The following is an 18,801-nucleotide window of genomic DNA, read 5'->3' on the forward strand; positions in this document are numbered from 1 at the left end:
GGCAAGTGTCCCCGCTGAGCTCGTGCCGGCCTGAGGCTCAGCCCTCGCCGACGACGGCGGGCAGCACCCGGGCGTCGAAGCAGGTGCGGTCGCCCGTGTGGCAGGCCGCGCCGACCTGGTCGACGCTGACGAGCAAGGCGTCCCCGTCGCAGTCGAGACGAACGCCCTTGACCCACTGGACGTGGCCGCTCGTGTCGCCCTTGCGCCAGTACTCCTGCCGGCTGCGTGACCAGAAGGTGACCCGGCCCTCGGTGAGGGTGCGTCGGAGCGCCTCGTCGTCCATCCAGCCGACCATGAGCACCTCGCTGCTGTCGTGCTGCTGCACGACGGCTGCCACGAGCCCCAGGGGGTCGCGCTTGAGCAGCGCCGCGACGCTCGGGTCGAGCGACGTGGGGTCGGGCGTCGGGTCGGACACCTCAGACGGGCCGGACAGATCGGTGGAGTCGGTCACGCAGCCATTGTGCCGTCGCCGCGCCGAACGCCGCGTTCGGTCTCGAAAGCGGTGTCAGGACACGCAGTTCGGCACCGAACGCCGCGTTCGGTGCCGACAGCCGCGTTCGGTGCCGACAGCCGCGTTCGGTGCCGACAGCCGCGTTCGGTGCCGACAGCCGCGTTCGGTGCCGACCAGCCCGGCTGTGGGTCAGACGGCCTGCTGCTGGGCGACCCAGGAGGCGTGCAGCCGCGAGTACACCCCGCCGAGCCGGACGAGCTCGGTGTGGTGCCCGCGCTCGACGATGCGGCCGGCGTCGACGACGATCACCTCGTCGGCGGCCTGGGCCGTCGAGAGCCGGTGGGCGATCGCGATCGACGTGCGCCCGCGGGTCAGCGAGTCGAGCGCGCGCTGGAGGCGCACCTCGGTGCTGGGGTCGACGGCCGAGGTGGCCTCGTCGAGGACGAGCAGGTCGGGGTCGGCGAGGTAGGCGCGGGCGAGCGCGACGAGCTGACGCTCCCCCGCCGACAGCGACTCGCCGCGCTGGCCGACGTCGGTGGCCAGCCCGAGCGGTAGGGTCGACGCCCACGCGTCGAGGCCGAGCTCGGTGAGCGTGAGCCTGACGTCGTCGGCGCTCGCCTGCGGCCGCCCGAACCGGATGTTGTCGAGCAGCGTGCCGTCGAAGAGGAAACCCTCCTGCGGCACGAGCACGACCCGGGAGCGCAGCGACGAGAAGCGGATCGTGCGCAGGTCGACGCCGTCGAGGAGCACCCGCCCGCTCGAAGGATCCATCAGGCGCGTCAACAGCTTGGCGAGGGTCGACTTGCCCGAGCCGGTCTCGCCGACGATCGCGACCCGGCTGCGCGGCGCGATGGTCAGGTCGATGTCGTGGAGCACCGGCTCGCCGCCCGGGTAGGCGAACCCGACGCCGTCGAACTGCACGGTGATCGGCCCGCGCGGCAGCGTGACCCCGGACTCGCCGGGATCGGAGACGTCGGCCGGGGTGTCGATGATGCCGATGACCCGGCGCCAGCCGGCGACGGCGTTCTGCATCTCGTTGAGGATCTCGGTGGCCTGCTGCACCGGCATCGTGAAGAGGTTGACGAGGAAGAGGAATGCGAGCAGCTCGCCGAGCGTGAGGCTGCCGCGCGCGGCGAGGACCGTGCCGACGACGAGCACGACGCCCGTGGTCAGTCCCGAGACGAGCTGGCCCGACGTGAAGGCGATGACCGACCGGGCCTGGGCGCCGATGGCGGCCTTGCGGTGTGCCTCGACCGCGGCGTCGATGCGCTCTGCCGTGCGGTCCTCGACGCCGTAGGCGCGGATCGCCTGGGCTCCGACGACTGCCTCGGAGATGGCGCCGAGCATGTCGCCGACGCGCTCGCGCACCCGGGTGTAGGCGCGCCCGACGATGCCCTGGAACTTGCGGATGATGATGAAGAGCGGCACGAAGCACAGCCACACGACGAGGCCGAGCAGCGGGCTGTAGACGAGCATGAGCACCGTCGCGAGGGTGATCTGCGCGAGGTTGATCATGAGCATGAGCCCGCCGAACTGCACGAACATCGAGATCGTGTCGACGTCGGAGGTCACGCGCGAGACGAGAGAGCCCCGGCGCTCGGTGTTCTGGGTGAGCATCGCGAGGTCGTGGATGTGCCGGAAGGCCTTGAGCCGCAGCGTCGCCAGCCCGCTCTCGGACGAGCGGAAGAGACGCACGTTGACGAAGTACGCGGACAGCGCGGTCACCGCGACACCGACCAGCGCGATGCCGATGTAGACCGCGACGACCCCGGGGTCGGGGCCGGCCTTGGCGAGCAGTCCCTCGTCGGTGATGCGCTGCACGACGAAGGGGACGAGCACGCGCCCGAGCGTCGAGAGCACGGCGAGCGCGACCGTGACCCAGATGCCCTTGCGCAGCTCGGGTGAGAGCTCGACGCCGCGCTTGAGGGTCTGCCACGTCGACATGTCCTTGCCCGTCGCGACGCCGTGGTGCTCGACGAGGACCTGGGAACGCATGCTCATCGCGAGACCTCCTCGGCCGGGCCGCGCCCATGGTCGTCATCGAGGCGGAGGGCGCCGTCGAACTCCTCGTCGGCCGCGATGGCCTCGCGCTCGGCGGCCTCACGTGCGTAGGCCGTGACGAGGCGCTCGTAGCCGGCACACCGGCCGAGCAGCTGGGCGTGCGAGCCGTGGTCGACGACGCGGCCCTCCTCGACGTAGACGACCTCGTCGGCGAGCAGGATGGTGGCCATGCGGTAGGCGACGACGAGGACCGTGGTGCCCGAGCTCGCCTCGCGCAGCCCACCGAGGATCGCCTGCTCGACGCTGGGGTCGACGGCCGACGTGGCGTCGTCGAGGATGAGCAGCTGCGGCCGGCGGATCACCGCACGGGCCAGGGCGATTCGCTGACGTTGCCCTCCGGAGAGGCTCGCCCCGCGTTCGCCGACGTGTGTGTCGAGGCCGTCGGGCAGCCGCTCGACGAAGGTCGCCCCCTGCGCCACGTGGAGGGAGCGCCAGACGCTCTCGTCGTCGTGGGAGGCGCCCAGCGTGATGTTGCCGCGCACGCTGTCGTCGAACATGAACGTCTGCTGCGCCACGAGTGCTGCCGCGTCGCTGACGCCGCCACGTCGGACCTCACGCAGGTCGACCCCGTCCAGCAGCACCGCCCCGCTGTCGGGGTCGACGAGGCGCATCACGAGGTTGGTGAGGGTCGACTTGCCGCTGCCCGTGGGGCCGACGACCGCGACCGTCGAACCGGGCGACACGTCGAGAGTGACGTCGACGATGGCCGGGTTGAGGTCGGCCGCGCCGTCCTCGGTGACGATCTCGTAGGCGTACGCGAGCCGTTCGGCCTGGAGGTGGCTCGCGGTGCCGATCGGGAGCGACCGGTCGCCGAACTGCATGCTGCCGGTCGCGTMGAGCACGGCGGAGACACGGTTCCACCCGACGACCGCTCGAGGCAGCTCGGCCAGCACCCAGCCGAGCGCGCGCACCGGGAAGGCGAGGATCGAGAAGAGGTAGGCGATCTGCACGACCTCGGCCGCGGAGAGGGCTCCGCTGCGCACCCGCAGCGTGCCGACGAACAGGACGGCCAGCGTGCCGATCGTCGGGATGGCCTCGATGGCGGGGTCGAACCGGCCCCGGGTGCGGCCGACCTCGATGTTGGCGTCGCGCAGCTCGTCGGTGACCACGCGGAAACGCTCGGCCTCGTGGTCCTCTCGCCCGAGGGACTTGACGATGAGCGCGGCCTCGAAGCTCTCGTGGGCCACCTCGGAGACGTCGGCCCGCAGCTGCTGCGCCCGTGTGACCCGCGGCGACATCGCACGCTGGAACGCGACGTTGGCGAGGAAGAGCAGGGGGAACACCGTGAGGCCGACGAGCGCGAGCCAGGGGTCGACGACGACCATCTGGACGATGCCGAAGACGAGCATGACGACGACACCGAGCGCCATCGGCAGCGGCGCGAAGATGTTCCACGTCGCCTCGACGTCGGCGTTGGCGTTGGACAGGAGCTGCCCCGAGGGGTGCTTGTGGTGCCAGCTGAGCGGCAGTCGGAGGTACTGGCGCGTCACCTGGCGGCGGTACATCGCCCCGAGGTTGAACATCGCGACGCCACCGGCGAGACGTCGCCCGATCACGCCGACGGTGGTCGTCAGCACGACGGCTGCCATGACACCGCCGATGAACCACAGCTGCGACGCGGTGACGTGGCGGGCCTCGATGGCCGGGGTGACGGCCTGCCTGACGACGTAACCGATCGCCGCAGCGGTGAGGCTCGTCATGACGCCGTAGACGACGCTGCCGAGGACGGCGAGGGCGAACCACCGGGGCTGTCCCCTGATGCCTCGGCCGATGACGGCGAGACCCTCACGCAGGGTCGAGGTGGTCGGGACGTTCACGCTGTTCTGCTCCCCTGGTGCTCTGCTCTCCGGTCGACCCCTCAGCCTCTCACGCGCTGGCGACAACACCTGCACCGCTAGGCCCTCACCCAGAGCCATTCCGGCTCCTCAGCCTGCGCCTCGTCCTCGTCCTCGCGCACGAAGCCGAGCCGGGCGAGGACTCGGTGGCTCGGCACGTTGTCGGGCACGGTGTGGGCGACGGCGCGCAGCCCAGCCGCCTCGAGGGCGCGGACCATCCCCGACAGGACGTCGGTCATGAGGCCCGCCCCGCGCGCAGACTCGACGAGCCCGTAACCGATCTCGACGACACCGTCGACGGGCGGCCCGAAGCACCCGATGGTGCCGACCGCGAGCCCGTCGGAGCGACGGACGACGTGCCGCGGCGTCCACGCGCTCGGTCCGCTCGGTGGCATCGAGCGCACCGCGTCCAGGTCGTCCTCGCGCGGGTAGCCCGGCGCCCAGCCGCGAAGTCGCGAGCCGGCCAGCATCGCGTGCGCCTCGTCCGAGCTGACCGGGACGAGGCGCGCGAGCTGCGTCTCGATCGGCCCGGGGCCGATGGGCTCCGCAACCGCCCCGGTGCGCACCCAGTGGCGCAGCACCCCGTCACGGGAGTCCTCCAGGACCCCGCCGCAGGCGGCGATCGTGCGCGCCGACGCCACGTTCGTGAGGTCGCACGTGACGAGGACGGGGTCGATCCCCCGCCGGGCGGCGAGCACCAGCGCCTGCGCGAGGGCCGCGGTCGCGACGCCCCTGCGACGCGCTGCCGGCCGGACGGCATACCCGATGTGACCGCCCTCGGCGACCAGGGAAGGGGTGAGTGCGTGACGCACGGCGATGGTGCCGACCAGGCGGCCGTCCTCGAGGACCCAGCGGTTGGACGACGCGACGCGCTCGGGCGGCAGGGGCTCGTCGGGGTGCTCCTGCCGGCCGAGCCAGTCGACCCACTCGGCGAAGACCGTCGCATCGGCGAGGACCTCGCGGTCCCTCGGGTGGTAGCCCGACCCGTGGATGGTGGCACCGCCGAAGTCGTCGACCATCTCCCACCATGCGTCCGAGAGGTCGACGGTGGGGCGCACGAGCTCGATCACCGTCCGACCCTACGGACGCGACGGCGCCGGGATCCAACGAGTTGTTCGCGGCCTCGTCCGCGGACCCTGACAGGATGAGGACATGACGCGCCACGCCAGGTCCGAACGCCGCCTGCTCTGCGACGAGCTCGACCGCCTCGGACCCGACCGCCCGACTCTCTGCGAGGGCTGGCAGACGCGCGACCTCGCCGCCCACCTGCTGGTCCGCGAGCACCGCCCCGACCTCTCGGTCGGCCGCTTCGTGCCCTTCCTCGAGGGCCACCTCGACCGCGAGCAGGGCAAGATCGCGGGCGGCGACTACTCCGCCGTCGTCGACCGGGTGCGTCGGGGAGCGCCGGCCTGGAACCCCATGTCCAACGCCAAGGTCGACGAGCTCACCAACCTCGTCGAGTTCTTCGTGCACCACGAGGACGTCCGTCGGGCGCAGACCGGGTGGGAGCCACGACAGCTGGCGCCGCAGCTCGAGGGCAAGCTCTGGTCGGCCCTGCGCCGCTCCTCGCGCCTGATGTTCCGCAAGGCACCGACCGGCATCGTGCTCATCGCCGACGGTCAGGGCCGGTATGCCGCCAAGCTGCCCGACGCCCACGGCACCGTCGTCATGCGCGGGCCGGTCGGTGAGCTCGTCCTCTACGCGTACGGCCGCAAGAGCGTGGCCCGGGTCGGCTTCGAGGGCGACGCCGACGACATCGCCGCCCTCCAGGGCGCCGAGCTCGGCATCAGCTGAGCGCAGCCCCCGACGTCAGGTCGGCGCTCAGCGGACGGTGACCCCGGCAGCGCGGAGCGCGTCCTTGACCTCGCCGACCGTCAGCTCTCGGAAGTGGAAGACGCTGGCGGCGAGGACCGCGTCGGCGCCGGCCGCGACCGCGGGGGCGAAGTGCTCGACCCGGCCCGCCCCGCCGCTCGCGATGACCGGCACCGAGACCGCCGCCCGTACGCGCCGGATCAGCTCGATGTCGAAGCCGTCCTTGGTGCCGTCGGCATCCATCGAGTTGAGCAGGATCTCGCCGGCGCCGAGCTCGGCGGCCCGGGCACACCACTCGACGGCGTCGAGGTCGACGGGCGTGCGCCCGCCGTGCGTGGTCATGACGAAGTCGTCGGTCGGGCGGCCGTCGCCGCCGAGGCGTCGGCGCACGTCGGCGGACAGGACGAGCACCTGCGCCCCGAAGCGGCTCGCGATCTCGGCGATGAGGTCTGGACGCGCGATGGCGGCCGTGTTGACCCCGACCTTGTCGGCTCCGGCGCGCAACAACCGGTCGACGTCGTCGACGCTGCGCACCCCGCCGCCGACGGTCAGCGGGATGAACACCTGCTCGGCGGTGCGACGGACCACGTCGTAGGTGGTCTCACGGTTGCCGCTGCTCGCCGTGACGTCGAGGAAGGTCAGCTCGTCGACACCCTGGTCGTCGTAGACCTTGGCGAGCTCGACCGGGTCACCGGCGTCGCGCAGGTTCTCGAAGTTGACGCCCTTGACGACGCGGCCCGCGTCGACGTCGAGGCAGGCGATGACTCTCGTGGCGACGGGCATGCGACAAGGCTAGGCCAGCGCCGCGACCGGCTAGGGTCGCGCCCATGTGGGACGAGGTGACGAGGCCGCCGACCGAGGAACATGCCGCCGCCGTCGTGTCCCTCGCGGTGGCTGCCGAGCCGCGTTGCGGTGACGTCGTGGTCGTCGCGCTCGACGGACCGAGCGGGGCGGGCAAGACGACCCTGGCCCGGGGGGTCGAGCTGGCACTGGCCGCGGAAGGTCCGGTCGCCGTCGTCCACATGGACCACCTCTACCCCGGCTGGGACGGGCTGGCCCAGGCCCCGGACCTGCTCACCACACAGGTGCTCGAGCCCCTCTCGCGCCGCGAGCACGCGGCCTACCGGCTCTGGAGCTGGGTCCGCGAGCGCTGGGCGGGCACGCAGGAGGTGCCCTCGTGCCGCTTCCTCGTCGTCGAGGGATGCGGTGCCAGCGTGGGACCTGCCCGGCCGTATGCCGCCGTGACCGTCTTCGTCGACGCGGACCCCCGGCTGCGCCGGCGCCGGGGCATCGCGCGCGACGGCGAGGCCTACCGGCCGCAGTGGCAGCGCTGGGCCGACCAGGAGACGACGCTCTTCGAGGCAGACTCGACGAGGGCCCGCGCGGACCTCGTGCTCGACACATCTAGTCTCTGAGGGTGCCCCGACGAGACGCCGCCATCCGGCCACTGCCACCCGTCTGGGTCATGGCGGTCGCGCTCGTCGCCGTGGCCGCGAACCTGCGCGTCGCCATCACCAGCATCCCGCCCCTGCTCGACGCGATCTCGGCCGACCTCGGGCTGAGCCACGCCGCGGCCGGGGCGCTGACCACCCTGCCGGTGCTCTGCATGGGGCTCTTCGCTCCGGTCGCGAGCCGCATCGCCCACCGGATGGGCGCCGCCGGCGCGGTGCTCGCCGCAGCGCTCAGCATCGTCGTCGGCACGGCGAGCCGCTTCGGCGGTGGCAACGTCGTCGTCCTCTACGTCGGCACCTTCGTCTGCGGCGTCGGCATCGCCGTGGCCGGCACCCTGCTGCCGCGGCTGGTCAAGACGTTCTTCCCACCCGAGCGCACCGGCCTCGTGACGGGGCTCTACATGCTGGCGATGATGGGCGGTGCTGCCGTCAGCTCCGCCGTCGCCGTGCCGCTCGCCGACCGTCTCGGCAGCTGGCAGGCCTCGCTCGGCTCGTGGACCGTCGTCGCGGTCGTCGGTGTGCTCGCCTGGGCCCCGTTCACGGTCCGGGCCAACCCGCACCACACGCCCGACGAGGAGGGACCCGGCCGCCTCCCGTGGCGCCACCGCACGGCGTGGCTCGTCGCCGGCTACCTGGCCCTCCAGTCCTGGTGCTTCTACTCCGCCGTCACGTGGCTGGCCCCGACGTACGTCGAGCACGGCTGGTTCCGCGGCGCGGCGGGCTATCTCGCGGCGGCCTTCAGCGGCGCCCAGATCGTCTCCGGACTGCTGGGTCCGGTGCTCAGCGACAAGGCTCGCGACATGCGGCGCCTGCTGATGCCGGCCGCGGCCCTCGGAGTCGCGGGCTGCCTCGGCATCCTGCTCGCACCACTGTCGGCACCGTGGGTCTGGGCGGTCGTCGCGGGCCTCGGGCAGGGCGCCGCGTTCTCGCTCGCCCTCGTGCTGCTCGTGCGCTACGCCCGCACCCCCGAGGCGAGCGGGCGCCTGACCGGCATGGCCTTCCTCATCTCCTACGGCATCGCCTCGGTCGGCCCGCTCGCGATGGGCCTGCTGCGCGACGTCAGCGGCAGTCTCTCGCTGGTCTGGCTCGTCCTGGCGGTCTTCGGCAGCGTGCAGGCGCTGGTCGTGCTCCGGCTGCGGCCGGACCTCCCGCGGGTCGACTGAACCGGTCCCAGCGGTGCCGTTCCCAGCCTCCGCGCGGATGCCTCCAGCACCACATCTGGGGCTGGTGTTGCGGTTGGGGCGCCCCAATTAGGGCCAAACCGCGTACAAGGCGACATATGCCCGTGCAGACTGCTCGGCGGACGTGCTGACTGCAAGGAGAACCGACGAATGATGCCACCGAAGACGCCGAATGCCCGACACCGAACCCGCTCCCAGCGTGTCGGAGGGCGGGCCGTGGCAACACTGGTCTCCCTGGCCGTGCTCGGCGGCATTCCGGGCCTGGCGACCGCGCCGTCCGCCGGCGCGGCTCCGGCCAACGCCGGCGCGGTGGCGTCGCCGGCCGCCGTCACCACGACCGCCACTGCCCCAGCGGCGCCTGCCCTCTCGGTGGTGGCAGGCCCCGCGAGTGGAGGCACCTCCGTCGAGCTCTCGGGAGCCGGAGTGGGTGCCGCGACGAAGGTCCTGTTCGAGACCTCCGCCGTCACGTCCGTCACCAAGGTCTCCGAGACGCGGGTCCGCGTCGTCACCCCGGCGCACGCTGCCGGCGTCGTCAGCGTGCAAGTCACCACCCCGGCCGGAACCTCGCCGATCTCGACACGTTCGAGCTTCGCCTTCGACGGGGTTCCCACCGTGACGGCACTCTCCGCGCGGACCGCCACGACGCCCGGCGGCACCGTGCTCACCCTCACCGGAACCGGCCTCACTCGCGCGAGCGCCGTCCTCTTCGGCACCACGCCGGGGACGGCGCTGACCCGGCTCGGCGCCACCCAGGTGCGCGTCACCGTCCCGGCGCACGCCGCCGGCTCCGTCGACGTACGCGTCGTCACCCCCGGCGGCACGTCACCTGTCGCAGTCGTCGGCAGGTTCACCTACACGACGCCGCCCGTCGTCCTGCCGCCGACGGTCACCGGGCTCTCGGCCCCGGCAGGGCCGACGCGCGGTGGGACGGTGCTCACCGTGACCGGAACGCGCTTCTCCGGCACCACCAAGGTGACCTTCGGCACCTACCCGGGCACGCAGCTGTCGGTCCTGTCGAGCACCCAGCTGCGTGTCACCACGCCGGCTCGCCCGGCCGGCGCGGTCTACGTGCGCGTCACGACCGCTGCCGGCACGTCCGGTAGCAGCCCGACGTTCACGTACGACCCGCCGCCGACCCTCACGCGGGTGTCCCCCGCCTCGGGCGGGACCGGCGGTGGGGCGACGGTCACCCTGACCGGGATCGGCCTGGCCCGGGCGTCGGCGGTCCGGTTCGGCACCACGCCCGCGACGTCGCTCACCCGGGTCTCGGCCACGACCCTGCGCGTGACGACGCCGGTCCACGCCGTCGGCGCCGTCGACGTCCGCGTGACGACTCCTGGAGGCACCACCGCCCTCACGTCCGCGACTCGATACACGTACTACCTGCCTCCCGCTGTCTCGGCTCTGTCGGTGCCGTCCGGCCCGGTCCGGGGCGGCACCGTCGTCTCGATCACCGGCGCGCGGTTCACGGGATCGACGCGCCTCGTGTTCGGTGACACCGTCGCCGGGTTCACGGTCGTCTCGCCGACCTCGATCCGCGCCACGGCGCCGGCCCACGCGGCAGGCGTCGTGAGCGTGCGCGTCACGAACCCCAACGGCACCTCGGCCGCGACGGCCGCCACGAGCTACGAGTACGAAGCCGTCCCGACGGTCACCGGCCTCACGCCTGTGACCGGGCCGCCGGCCGGTGGAACCGTGGTCACCCTGACCGGCACCGGCCTCGGCCGCGCCACCGCCGTCAGCTTCGGCACCACCACGACGACGAAGATCGTCCGTGTGTCGGCGACGACACTGCGCGTCACCACCCCGCCGCACGCCTCGGGTCCGGTCGACGTCCGCGTCACGACCCCGGGCGGCCTCTCCCCCGCGGGCGCCGGCGCCCGGTACGCGTACGGCTCGCCTCCGGTGCTCAGCGCCCTCTCCGTGTCTGCAGGTCCCCTCCGGGGCGGCACCGTGGTGACCCTGACCGGAGCCCACCTGGCAGAGGTCGGTGAGGTCCGCTTCGGCACCACGCTCGGCACCGGACTCGTGCGTCTCTCCGACACCAGCCTGCGGGTGACCGCGCCGGCCCACGCCGAGGGCGTCGTCGCCGTGCGTGCCACGAACGCCAACGGGACCAGCCCGGAGACCGCCCGCACGAACTTCGAGTACGTCGGCATCCCGGGCGTGAGCTCGCTGTCCGTGCCTGCCGGTCCACTGGCCGGAGGCGGCGTCATGACGATCACGGGCACCCGCCTGGCCCTCGTCTCGGCGGTCGACTTCGGCGGCCGCCCGGCGACCGGGCTCGTCCGGGTCTCTCCCACCACGATCCGGGTCACCGTCCCGAGCCACGTCGTCGGCACGGTCGACGTGCGGGTCACCACACCGGGCGGCATCTCCGCGGTCGGCCCGGCGGGCAAGTTCACCTACCAGCCCGTCCCGACCGTCAGCGCCCTGTCGCCGGCGCTCGCGCCGACCAAGGGCGGCAGCGTCGTCACCCTGACCGGCACCGGCTACGACCGCGTCGACCGCGTCACCTTCGGCGGCGTGCCGGCCACGACGGTCACGCGACTCTCCGCGTCCCAGCTGCGGGTGACGATCCCCGCCCACGCCGAGGCCGACGTCGACGTCCGGGTCACGACCCCCGGCGGCACCTCGCTGGTCGTCCCAGCCGGACGTTTCGCCTACCAGGACGTCCCGGTCATCACGTCCGTGTCCCCGCCCTCCGGACTGCTCGATGGCGGGAACGTCGTGACCCTGCGCGGCACGTCGTTCACCGTGGTCACCGGCGTCTGGATCAACGGAACCCCGGCCACGAGCGTCACCCGCGTCTCGGCGACGCAGCTCACCGCCGTGGTGCCGATGCGCATCGCGACGGGCTCCGTCCCGGTGAAGGTGACGACGCGCGCCGGCACGGTCACCAGGACCAACGGGTACACCTACATCGCCGGCTCGACACTGGAGACCGGGCAGGTGCTTCTCGGCGGATCCGCGCTCGTGTCCCCCAACGGCCTCTACAAGGCCGGGATGCAGACCAACGGCAACCTCGTCATCGTCTCAGGCGGTGTGGCCCGCTGGAACAGCGGCACGACCGGTGTCGGCAACCGCCTCTTCGTGCGCTCCGACGGTCAGCTCGCCATCATGAGGGCCGACGGCAGCCTGGCCTGGACGGCCGGCACGAACGGCTGGACGGGTGCCACGGTCACGATCACGAACGACGGCCTGCTGCAGCTCCGTCAGGGCAGCACGCCCGTCTGGGACCACCGCGGCGTCAGGTACGACCGCCTCCTGCCCAACCAGGTGCTGCGGTCCGGTGAGTCCATCACCGCGACGAGCAAGGCCTGGTCGATGACCATGCGAACGGACGGCAACCTCGTGCTCACGTCGGCGGCGGGCACCCGCATGTGGGCCTCCTTCACAGCCGGCTCGGGCAGCTACGCCGCGATGCAGACCGATGGCAACTTCGTCGTGCGGAACAGCGCGGGCGTCGTCCAGTGGTCGACGAAGACGTCCGGCGCCGGCTCGGTCATGCGGGTCCTCGGCACCGGCAACGCGGCCGTCTACCGCGCGACGACGGTGACGTGGGCCGTCGTGGGCGGCCCTGCGCCCACGGACTGGTCGTGCTACTCGCGGGCGACCCAGAACTGCATCACGCGCTTCGGCTACTACGGGCAGCGAGCCTGGAACTACCCCGTCGACGCGTGGGGCAACAACTGCACGAACTTCTCGGCGTACCGCCTCTCGCTCGACGGCGTCAAGAACCCGGGCAACCTCGGCAACGCCGAGAGCTGGGACAACAACGCACGGGCCAAGGGTTTCGCGGTCGACCAGGCGCCGCGGGTCGGTGACATCGCCCAGTGGAACTCCAACCACGTCGCGTACGTGGACTGGGTGAGCGCCGACGGCAACCAGATCGCGATCTCCGAGAGCGGCTACGGGGGCACCATCCTCGGCAGGACGTACACGTCGATGAGCGGGCGCCGCATCATCGCCCGCACCAGCTCGTCCTGGCCGTCGAACTTCATCCACTTCCGCTGACGGCAAGCCCCGGACCGAGCGCACGACGCCGGTCCCGGGTCCTTGTCGCATCCCGCTCCGAGTGGGAACCTGCGTCGGTGGCCACCTCGATCTACGAAACCGTCGGCGGCATGGGGGCACTGACCGCGCTCGCGCACGCCTGGCACGAGCGCTGTCTGACGGATCCCGTTGTCTCGCATGCTTTCTCACACGGCTACCACCCTGACCACACCGCTCGTCTGGCGGCGTACTGGGCCGAGGCGCTGGGAGGTCCGCCCACCTACACCGCTCAGGTCGCGAGCGAGAGCGAGGTGGTGCGGATGCACTCGGGCAACGGCCCCCACGTCGAGATGGACCAGAGGGCAGTGGCCTGCTTCGCCGACGCCGTCGACGACGCCGGGCTGGGCGACGATCCGGCCGTACGCGACACGCTCGTCGCCTACTTCACCTGGGCGACGGCATACATGAGCACCTACCACGACTCGGCGGGCGACGTCCCGGACGGCCTGTCCGTGCCGCAGTGGTCGTGGGACGGCCTCGTCGACGGCACCGACCCTCGTTCCGCACAGCCCACCGAGTAGCCGCGGCCGCACCGGGTCCGTGCACGCCTACGACGACGGTACGAAGCGCCGTTCGGGAACGGCCGGCACGATCTCTCAGTACGCGACGCTCATGTGCGCGCGGTGGCGGGCCGGACGCTCGATCTCGTCGACGATCGCGGCGGCGAAGTCCCCTCCGGAGATGGTGGAGCCACCCTCCTCGTCGACGAGCGCCACGTCCTCGCCGACCCTGTAACGGCCGGTGCGCTCGCCGGCCGCCCACGCCCCGTACGCCGCCGCCGGGCTGACGAAGACCCAGTCCAGGGCCTCGGGGGCCTCTTCGGCGAGCAGGACGCGGGTCGCCTCCCCCTCCAGCGCCTCGTCGCGGAACTGCTCCGGGATGTCTCCTTCCACGAAGCGCGGCTCCCCCGGCGCCGGGCGCAGGGAGCTGTACCCGCCGACCTGGAGGTAGCGCGCGCCGGCAGCGGCCGACTGTCGGGCGAGGTCACGGTAGGTCTCCACCAGACGTCCCGCCATGTCGCCACGCGGCGACAGCGCCGCCACGACCGCGTCCGCACCCGGGATCACCCGTCCCGCGACCTGCTCGACGCTTCCGGTCTCGTATCGAACGCCGTCGACCGGGTCCCGCGGCTCGGACCGGCTCACCGACACGACCTGGTGACCACGGGCAGACGCCTCGCGGACGACGTTGCCGCCGGTGTACCCGGTGCCCCCGAAAACGACGACCGTGGCCATCTCGACCTCCTGGCGCTGTGGAAGGTGGGTTGACCTGTGAAGTTACTCGTCCATCCGGCGGAGGGCCAGGACAGCGCCGGTCGTCGGAGACCCGTTCCGCAATCGAGTCCTCCCCACCGGGCCTGGCGCGGAGCGAGCGGGGTCAGCCCCAGTAGTCGTCCATCGAGGACGGCGCCTCGTCGGCGCCCGACGACGTACGCCGCTCGGTGACGGTGAACCGCCCACGGTAGAAGAGCATCGGCCGGCCCGACTCGCCGTCCTCGAGCTCGAGCACGCGTCCGACGACGACGTCGTGGTCACCGGCGACGTGCACCTGCTCGACGGAGCAGTGGACCCGCATCAGCACGCCTGGGAGGCTGGGGCCGCCTCGCTCGGACGGCTCCCAGTCGAGCCCCTCGAAGCGCGCGCCCGCCGTCGAGCCGAAGCGCCCGATGAGCTCGCGCTGCTCGTGCCGCAGGACGTTGACCGTGAAGCGCCCCTGGTCGCGCATGCGAGGCCAGGACCGGCCCCGGTGGTCGGCGCAGAAGAGGACGAGCGGCGGGTGCAGCGACACCGACGCGAACGACTGGCAGGCGAACCCGACCGGCTCGCCGTCTGCAGCGAGCCCGGTCACGACCGTCACGCCGGTCGCGAAGTGCCCGAGGGCGTGCCGCATGCGCTCCGGAGTCGGCTCGCCGGTCACAGGTCGTCCTCCGGGTGGTCCGGTTCGGACGTCTCACCGAAGGCCTGGACGAGCGCGGCGAGCCGTGACGCCTCGAGCCCCGACACGTCGCCGTCGGCCTTCTGGATCGCCATGACCGCCACGGTGTCGCCGTCCTCGAGGTCGAGGCTGACCCACGGTTCACCGCCGCCGAACTGCACGCGCACCACCTCGGCCCAGTCCAGGGTGCGCGTCAGCACGAGGTTGCGCACCACCAGCCCTTCGCGGCTGGGCACCGCGACGATCGAGGCGTAGCGCCAGGCGGCGAACGCGAGAGCCACCCCGAGACCGAAGAACATCAGCCGGTCGCCCAGGCCCCACCGACCGTCAGCCTGCGCGGGCATGACGATCGCGATGGCACCGAAGACGACGAGCGAGGTCCACGCGACGCCGAGGGCGACGGCACGCCCGCGGTGCGGGCGGAAGGGAGCGAGCGGGTCGGCCGCGGGCTTTCGGGGGGCCGTCGGCTGATCGGTCATCGGGTCGTCACCGTCGCCGCGCGTCACAGCCGGCAGGCGGCGATGTCGGTGACGAGGATCGCGCGGGCACCGAGGTCGTAGAGCTCGTCCATCAGCCGGTTGCGCCCGAGCCGCGGCACCATGGCGCGGACGGCGACCCAGGCCTCGTCCTGCAGGGACGAGACCGTGGGCGACTCGAGACCCGGGGTGACCTCGCACGCCCGGTCGACGAGGTCCTTCGGGCAGTCGTAGTCGAGCATCACGTAGGTGCGGGCCGTGATGACGCCGGCGATGCGCCGCTGGAGCACCTCGATGGCCTGAGCCTCACCAGGCCGGTCGCCTCGGATGAGGACGGCTTCCGAGCGCAGGATCGGCTCGCCGAACACCTCGAGGCCCTGCTGACGCAAGGTGGTGCCGGTCTCGACGACGTCGGCGATGCAGTCGGCGACCCCGAGCGTGATGGCTGTCTCGACTGCTCCGTCGAGGCGCACGACGTCGGCCGAGAGCCCGCGGGCGGCGAGGTCGGCACGCACGAGGCCGGCATACGACGTGGCGACGCGCTTGCCCGCGATGTCGGCGACGGTGCCCACGTAGCCCGGCTTGCCGGCATACCGGAACGTCGACGCACCGAAGCCGAGCGCCATGACCTCGACGGCGGACGAGCCCGAGTCGAGCAGCAGGTCGCGCCCGGTGACGCCGGCGTCGACGGTGCCGGAGCCCACGTAGACGGCGATGTCACGGGGACGCAGGTAGAAGAACTCGACGTCGTTCTCGACGTCGGTGACGACGAGCTCCTTGGTGTCACGGCGCGTGCGGTAGCCCGCCTCGCGCAGCAGCTCGACGGTGGCGTCGGACAGGGAACCCTTGTTGGGCACGGCGATTCGCAGCATGGCGTGGACAGTCCTCAGAGGTGGGAGTAGACGTCGTCGAGCGAGATGCCCTTGGCGAGCATGAGGACCTGCAGATGGTAGAGGAGCTGGCTGATCTCCTCGGCGGCCTCGTCGTTCGACTGGAACTCGGCGGCCATCCACACCTCGGCCGCCTCCTCGACGATCTTCTTGCCGATCGCGTGGACGCCGGCGTCGAGCTGCGCGACGGTGCCCGAGCCCTCGGGTCGGGTCTGCGCCTTCTCGGCCAGCTCGGCATACAGCTGCTCAAAGCTCTTCACGGTCGCCCAGCCTACGGGCCGCCGCACGTCGACCTGACCAGTGCTCACGTCGTGGCGGAGCCGGTCGACGAGACCGCCCGGAGGGCGATCACGGTTGCCACCGCGGCGGTCGCGGCCTCGTGACCCTTGTCCTCGGCCGAGCCCGGCAGCCCGGCGCGGTCGAGCGCCTGCTGCTCGTCGTCGCACGTGAGCACGCCGAAGCCGATCGGCGTGGCCGTGCGCACCGACACCTCCGTGATGCCCGACGTCGCGGCGTGACACACGTAGTCGAAGTGCGGGGTGCCCCCGCGGATCACGACGCCGAGCGCCACGAGCGCGTCGAAGCGCTCAGCGAGGGCGGCGCAGGCGACCGAGAGCTCGAACGTGCCCGGCACCCGGACGACGTCGACCTCGGTCACGCCGGCATCGGCGAGCCCGCGACGGGCGCCGTCGAGCAGGCCACCCATCACCTGCTCGTGCCAGCTCGCCGCGACGATCGCGACGCGCAGCCCGCTGCCGTCGGTGTTGATGGTGGGGGCACCGTCCTTCATGCCGTCTCCTTGCCGTGCTGCTCGCTCGAGGCCGGGATGTCGTGGCCCAGCCGGTCGCGCTTGGTGCCGAGGTAGCGCTCGTTGTCCTCGCTCACCGGTCCGTGCAGACGTTCGACTGCGACGACGTCGAGCCCGAGGTGGCGCAGGGCCGACACCTTGGCCGGGTTGTTGGTCAGCAGCACGACCTCGGTGGCGCCGAGGTCGTGCAGGATCGCGGCCCCGGCGGCGTACTCGCGGGCGTCGACCGGGAGCCCGAGCGCCGTCTGTGCGTCGACGGTGTCGGCGCCTCGGTCCTGCTGGGCGTACGCGCGCAGCTTGTCGACGAGTCCGACGCCGCGCCCCTCGTGGCCGCCGAGGTAGACGACGACACCACCCTCGCGGCCGACGCGCGCCAGGGCGGTCTGCAGCTGGGGTCCGCAGTCACAGCGCAGGGAGCCGAAGGCATCGCCCGTGAGGCACTCGGAGTGCAGTCGGGTGACGACGGGCCCCGAGGAGCTGAGTCCCTGGAGCCCCCGCGGGCTCACGAGGGCGACGTGCTCGTCACCGGTGAGCGTGTCGCGGTAGCCGTATGCCGTGAACGTGCCGTGGACGGTCGGGATCCGGGTCGTCGCGAGACGCTCCACGCGGTCGAGCCGTTGCCGGTGGTCGATGAGCTGCTCGATCGTGATGACGGGCAGGCCGAACTCGCGGCCCAGGTCGACGACAGCGTCGAAGCGCATCATCCGGCCGTCGTCGTGCACGAGCTCGCCGATGACCGCGACCGGGGCCAGGCCGGCAAGCCGCGCCAGGTCGACCGCCGCCTCGGTGTGGCCGGGCCGGGTCAGCACCCCGCCGTGCCGGGCCCGCAGCGGCAGGATGTGCCCGGGTCGGATGAGGTCGGTCGGCTGCGACTCCGGGTCGGCCAGCACCTGCACCGTGCGCAGCCGGTCGGCGGCGCTGATGCCCGTCGTGACGCCCGTGGCGGCGTCGACCGAGACGGTGTAAGCCGTGCGCAACGGGTCGCGGTTCTCGGCGACCATCAGGGGCAGCTCGAGGTTGTCGGCGATCTCGTCGGGCACGGGCGCGCAGAGGTAGCCGGACGAGTGGCGGATCGTCCACGCCATCCAGTGCTCCGTGGCCGTCTCGGCGGCGAGAACGAGGTCGCCCTCGTTCTCCCGGTCCTCGCTGTCGAGGACGAGCACCGGGCGACCCGCACGGAGGGCCTCGAGGGCGGCGTCGACGGTCGAGAGAGCGGTCATGATGCGACCTCCTGTCGGTGGGTGAGCAGTCGCTCGACGTACTTGGCGATGACGTCGACCTCGAGGTTGACGACGTCGCCGACTCCCTTGTGCCCCAAGGTGGTCAGGCCGAGTGTCGTCGGGATGAGCGAGACGCCGAACGCGTCGTCGCCGACGTGCGCCACGGTGAGCGACACCCCGTCGACGGTGATCGAGCCCTTCTCGACGACGTATGCCGCGAGGTCGGCCGGGAGCGTGAAGTCGACCGTCTCCCAACGGTCGCCGGGGGTGCGGCCCGTGATGGTCGCGGTGCCGTCGACGTGCCCCTGGACGACGTGTCCGCCGAAGCGGCCGTCGGCGGGCATCGCACGTTCGAGGTTCACCCGGTCGCCCTCCCGCAGCGCACCGAGGCTGCTGCGGTCGAGCGTCTCGGCCATCACGTCGACGGTGAAGCCGGTGCCGTCGTGTTCCGTGACGGTGAGGCAGACGCCGTTCACCGCGATCGACGCGCCGTGGGTGGCGTCGCTGACGACGAGCGGGCCCTCGATGCGGAGGACAGCGGACTCCGCGCCGAGCTCGATGCCGGCAACGGTGCCGAGCTCCTCGACGATTCCGGTGAACATGCCTGTCTCCTCAGGTTTTCTAC

General features: G+C 72.3%; 18 protein-coding genes. 5 read left to right on the top strand and 13 right to left on the bottom strand.

Features of this window, described 5'->3' with window-relative positions:
- Window positions 1-37: 37 nt before the first annotated feature.
- From hisI to AC1DE0_RS14140, 4 genes are all read right to left on the bottom strand, one after another.
- Window positions 38-415: a phosphoribosyl-AMP cyclohydrolase gene (gene hisI, locus AC1DE0_RS14125; RefSeq protein ID WP_478101763.1), complete on the bottom strand. Its 378-nt coding sequence runs from the start codon at window positions 413-415 to the stop codon at window positions 38-40.
- 225 nt (window positions 416-640) lie between these two features.
- Window positions 641-2,452, bottom strand: coding sequence for an ABC transporter ATP-binding protein (locus AC1DE0_RS14130; protein ID WP_478101564.1), 1,812 nt, complete (start codon window positions 2,450-2,452; stop codon window positions 641-643).
- Entirely contained in the window at window positions 2,449-4,329 is a 1,881-nt protein-coding gene (locus tag AC1DE0_RS14135; protein WP_478101566.1) for an ABC transporter ATP-binding protein, read from the bottom strand. The genes AC1DE0_RS14130 and AC1DE0_RS14135 overlap by 4 nt, the downstream gene beginning before the upstream one ends.
- A 77-nt stretch (window positions 4,330-4,406) precedes the next feature.
- Window positions 4,407-5,417: a GNAT family N-acetyltransferase gene (locus AC1DE0_RS14140; RefSeq protein ID WP_478101568.1), complete on the bottom strand. Its 1,011-nt coding sequence runs from the start codon at window positions 5,415-5,417 to the stop codon at window positions 4,407-4,409.
- A gap of 82 nt (window positions 5,418-5,499) precedes the next feature.
- Here AC1DE0_RS14140 and AC1DE0_RS14145 point away from each other — a divergent pair, with 82 nt between their 5' ends.
- Window positions 5,500-6,141, top strand: a complete 642-nt coding sequence (locus AC1DE0_RS14145) for a TIGR03085 family metal-binding protein (protein WP_478101570.1) — start codon at window positions 5,500-5,502, stop codon at window positions 6,139-6,141.
- Between the two features lie 27 nt (window positions 6,142-6,168).
- Here AC1DE0_RS14145 and hisF read toward each other — a convergent pair whose 3' ends face one another.
- Window positions 6,169-6,942: an imidazole glycerol phosphate synthase subunit HisF gene (gene hisF / locus AC1DE0_RS14150; RefSeq protein ID WP_478101573.1), complete on the bottom strand. Its 774-nt coding sequence runs from the start codon at window positions 6,940-6,942 to the stop codon at window positions 6,169-6,171.
- 44 nt (window positions 6,943-6,986) lie between these two features.
- On the opposite strand from hisF, the gene AC1DE0_RS14155 reads away from it, so the two are divergent.
- The 4 genes from AC1DE0_RS14155 (at window position 6,987) to AC1DE0_RS14170 (ending at window position 13,368) form a co-directional block, all read left to right on the top strand.
- Window positions 6,987-7,574, top strand: a complete 588-nt coding sequence (locus AC1DE0_RS14155; protein ID WP_478101575.1) for a nucleoside/nucleotide kinase family protein — start codon at window positions 6,987-6,989, stop codon at window positions 7,572-7,574.
- A gap of 2 nt (window positions 7,575-7,576) precedes the next feature.
- On the top strand, window positions 7,577-8,773 hold the full coding sequence (locus AC1DE0_RS14160; RefSeq protein ID WP_478101577.1) for an MFS transporter: 1,197 nt from the start codon (window positions 7,577-7,579) through the stop codon (window positions 8,771-8,773).
- Between the two features lie 234 nt (window positions 8,774-9,007).
- Complete coding sequence (locus AC1DE0_RS14165; RefSeq protein WP_478101581.1) at window positions 9,008-12,808, top strand: IPT/TIG domain-containing protein; 3,801 nt, start codon at window positions 9,008-9,010, stop codon at window positions 12,806-12,808.
- A gap of 77 nt (window positions 12,809-12,885) precedes the next feature.
- Window positions 12,886-13,368 carry a group II truncated hemoglobin gene (locus AC1DE0_RS14170; RefSeq protein WP_478101584.1) on the top strand — a complete coding sequence of 161 codons (483 nt, stop codon included), beginning with the start codon at window positions 12,886-12,888 and terminating at the stop codon, window positions 13,366-13,368.
- A gap of 75 nt (window positions 13,369-13,443) precedes the next feature.
- Here AC1DE0_RS14170 and AC1DE0_RS14175 read toward each other — a convergent pair whose 3' ends face one another.
- From AC1DE0_RS14175 to AC1DE0_RS14210, 8 genes are all read right to left on the bottom strand, one after another.
- On the bottom strand, window positions 13,444-14,082 hold the full coding sequence (locus AC1DE0_RS14175; RefSeq protein ID WP_478101587.1) for an NAD(P)-dependent oxidoreductase: 639 nt from the start codon (window positions 14,080-14,082) through the stop codon (window positions 13,444-13,446).
- A gap of 142 nt (window positions 14,083-14,224) precedes the next feature.
- Entirely contained in the window at window positions 14,225-14,764 is a 540-nt protein-coding gene (locus AC1DE0_RS14180; RefSeq protein WP_478101589.1) for a flavin reductase family protein, read from the bottom strand.
- The gene (locus AC1DE0_RS14185) at window positions 14,761-15,261 is read right to left on the bottom strand and encodes a PH domain-containing protein (protein WP_478101591.1); all 501 of its coding nucleotides are present in this window, start codon (window positions 15,259-15,261) and stop codon (window positions 14,761-14,763) included. Before AC1DE0_RS14185 ends, AC1DE0_RS14180 begins: the two co-directional genes overlap by 4 nt.
- A gap of 23 nt (window positions 15,262-15,284) precedes the next feature.
- Window positions 15,285-16,130, bottom strand: coding sequence for an ATP phosphoribosyltransferase (hisG, locus tag AC1DE0_RS14190; RefSeq protein ID WP_478101593.1), 846 nt, complete (start codon window positions 16,128-16,130; stop codon window positions 15,285-15,287).
- Window positions 16,131-16,144: 14 nt separating this feature from the next.
- Window positions 16,145-16,408 (bottom strand): phosphoribosyl-ATP diphosphatase, encoded by a 264-nt coding sequence (locus AC1DE0_RS14195; RefSeq protein WP_478101595.1) that lies wholly within the window; start codon window positions 16,406-16,408, stop codon window positions 16,145-16,147.
- A 44-nt stretch (window positions 16,409-16,452) separates the two neighbouring features.
- On the bottom strand, window positions 16,453-16,938 hold the full coding sequence (gene ribH, locus AC1DE0_RS14200) for a 6,7-dimethyl-8-ribityllumazine synthase (protein WP_478101597.1): 486 nt from the start codon (window positions 16,936-16,938) through the stop codon (window positions 16,453-16,455).
- Complete coding sequence (gene ribB, locus AC1DE0_RS14205; RefSeq protein WP_478101599.1) at window positions 16,935-18,176, bottom strand: 3,4-dihydroxy-2-butanone-4-phosphate synthase; 1,242 nt, start codon at window positions 18,174-18,176, stop codon at window positions 16,935-16,937. Before ribB ends, ribH begins: the two co-directional genes overlap by 4 nt.
- Window positions 18,173-18,778: a riboflavin synthase gene (locus AC1DE0_RS14210; RefSeq protein ID WP_478101601.1), complete on the bottom strand. Its 606-nt coding sequence runs from the start codon at window positions 18,776-18,778 to the stop codon at window positions 18,173-18,175. The genes ribB and AC1DE0_RS14210 overlap by 4 nt, the downstream gene beginning before the upstream one ends.
- Between the last annotated feature and the right edge of the window lie 23 nt (window positions 18,779-18,801).

The sequence above is a fragment of the Terrabacter sp. 05T424 genome (assembly GCF_056396225.1).

Coding starts and splice junctions, on each gene's coding strand:
- hisF (WP_478101573.1), bottom strand. CDS start 6,942: ATGCCCGTCGCCACGAGAGTCATCGCCTGCCTCGACGTCGACGCGGGC.
- AC1DE0_RS14175 (WP_478101587.1), bottom strand. CDS start 14,082: ATGGCCACGGTCGTCGTTTTCGGGGGCACCGGGTACACCGGCGGCAAC.
- hisG (WP_478101593.1), bottom strand. CDS start 16,130: ATGCTGCGAATCGCCGTGCCCAACAAGGGTTCCCTGTCCGACGCCACC.
- AC1DE0_RS14145 (WP_478101570.1), top strand. CDS start 5,500: ATGACGCGCCACGCCAGGTCCGAACGCCGCCTGCTCTGCGACGAGCTC.
- AC1DE0_RS14130 (WP_478101564.1), bottom strand. CDS start 2,452: ATGAGCATGCGTTCCCAGGTCCTCGTCGAGCACCACGGCGTCGCGACG.
- AC1DE0_RS14185 (WP_478101591.1), bottom strand. CDS start 15,261: ATGACCGATCAGCCGACGGCCCCCCGAAAGCCCGCGGCCGACCCGCTC.
- ribH (WP_478101597.1), bottom strand. CDS start 16,938: ATGAAGGACGGTGCCCCCACCATCAACACCGACGGCAGCGGGCTGCGC.
- AC1DE0_RS14155 (WP_478101575.1), top strand. CDS start 6,987: ATGTGGGACGAGGTGACGAGGCCGCCGACCGAGGAACATGCCGCCGCC.
- ribB (WP_478101599.1), bottom strand. CDS start 18,176: ATGACCGCTCTCTCGACCGTCGACGCCGCCCTCGAGGCCCTCCGTGCG.
- AC1DE0_RS14210 (WP_478101601.1), bottom strand. CDS start 18,778: ATGTTCACCGGAATCGTCGAGGAGCTCGGCACCGTTGCCGGCATCGAG.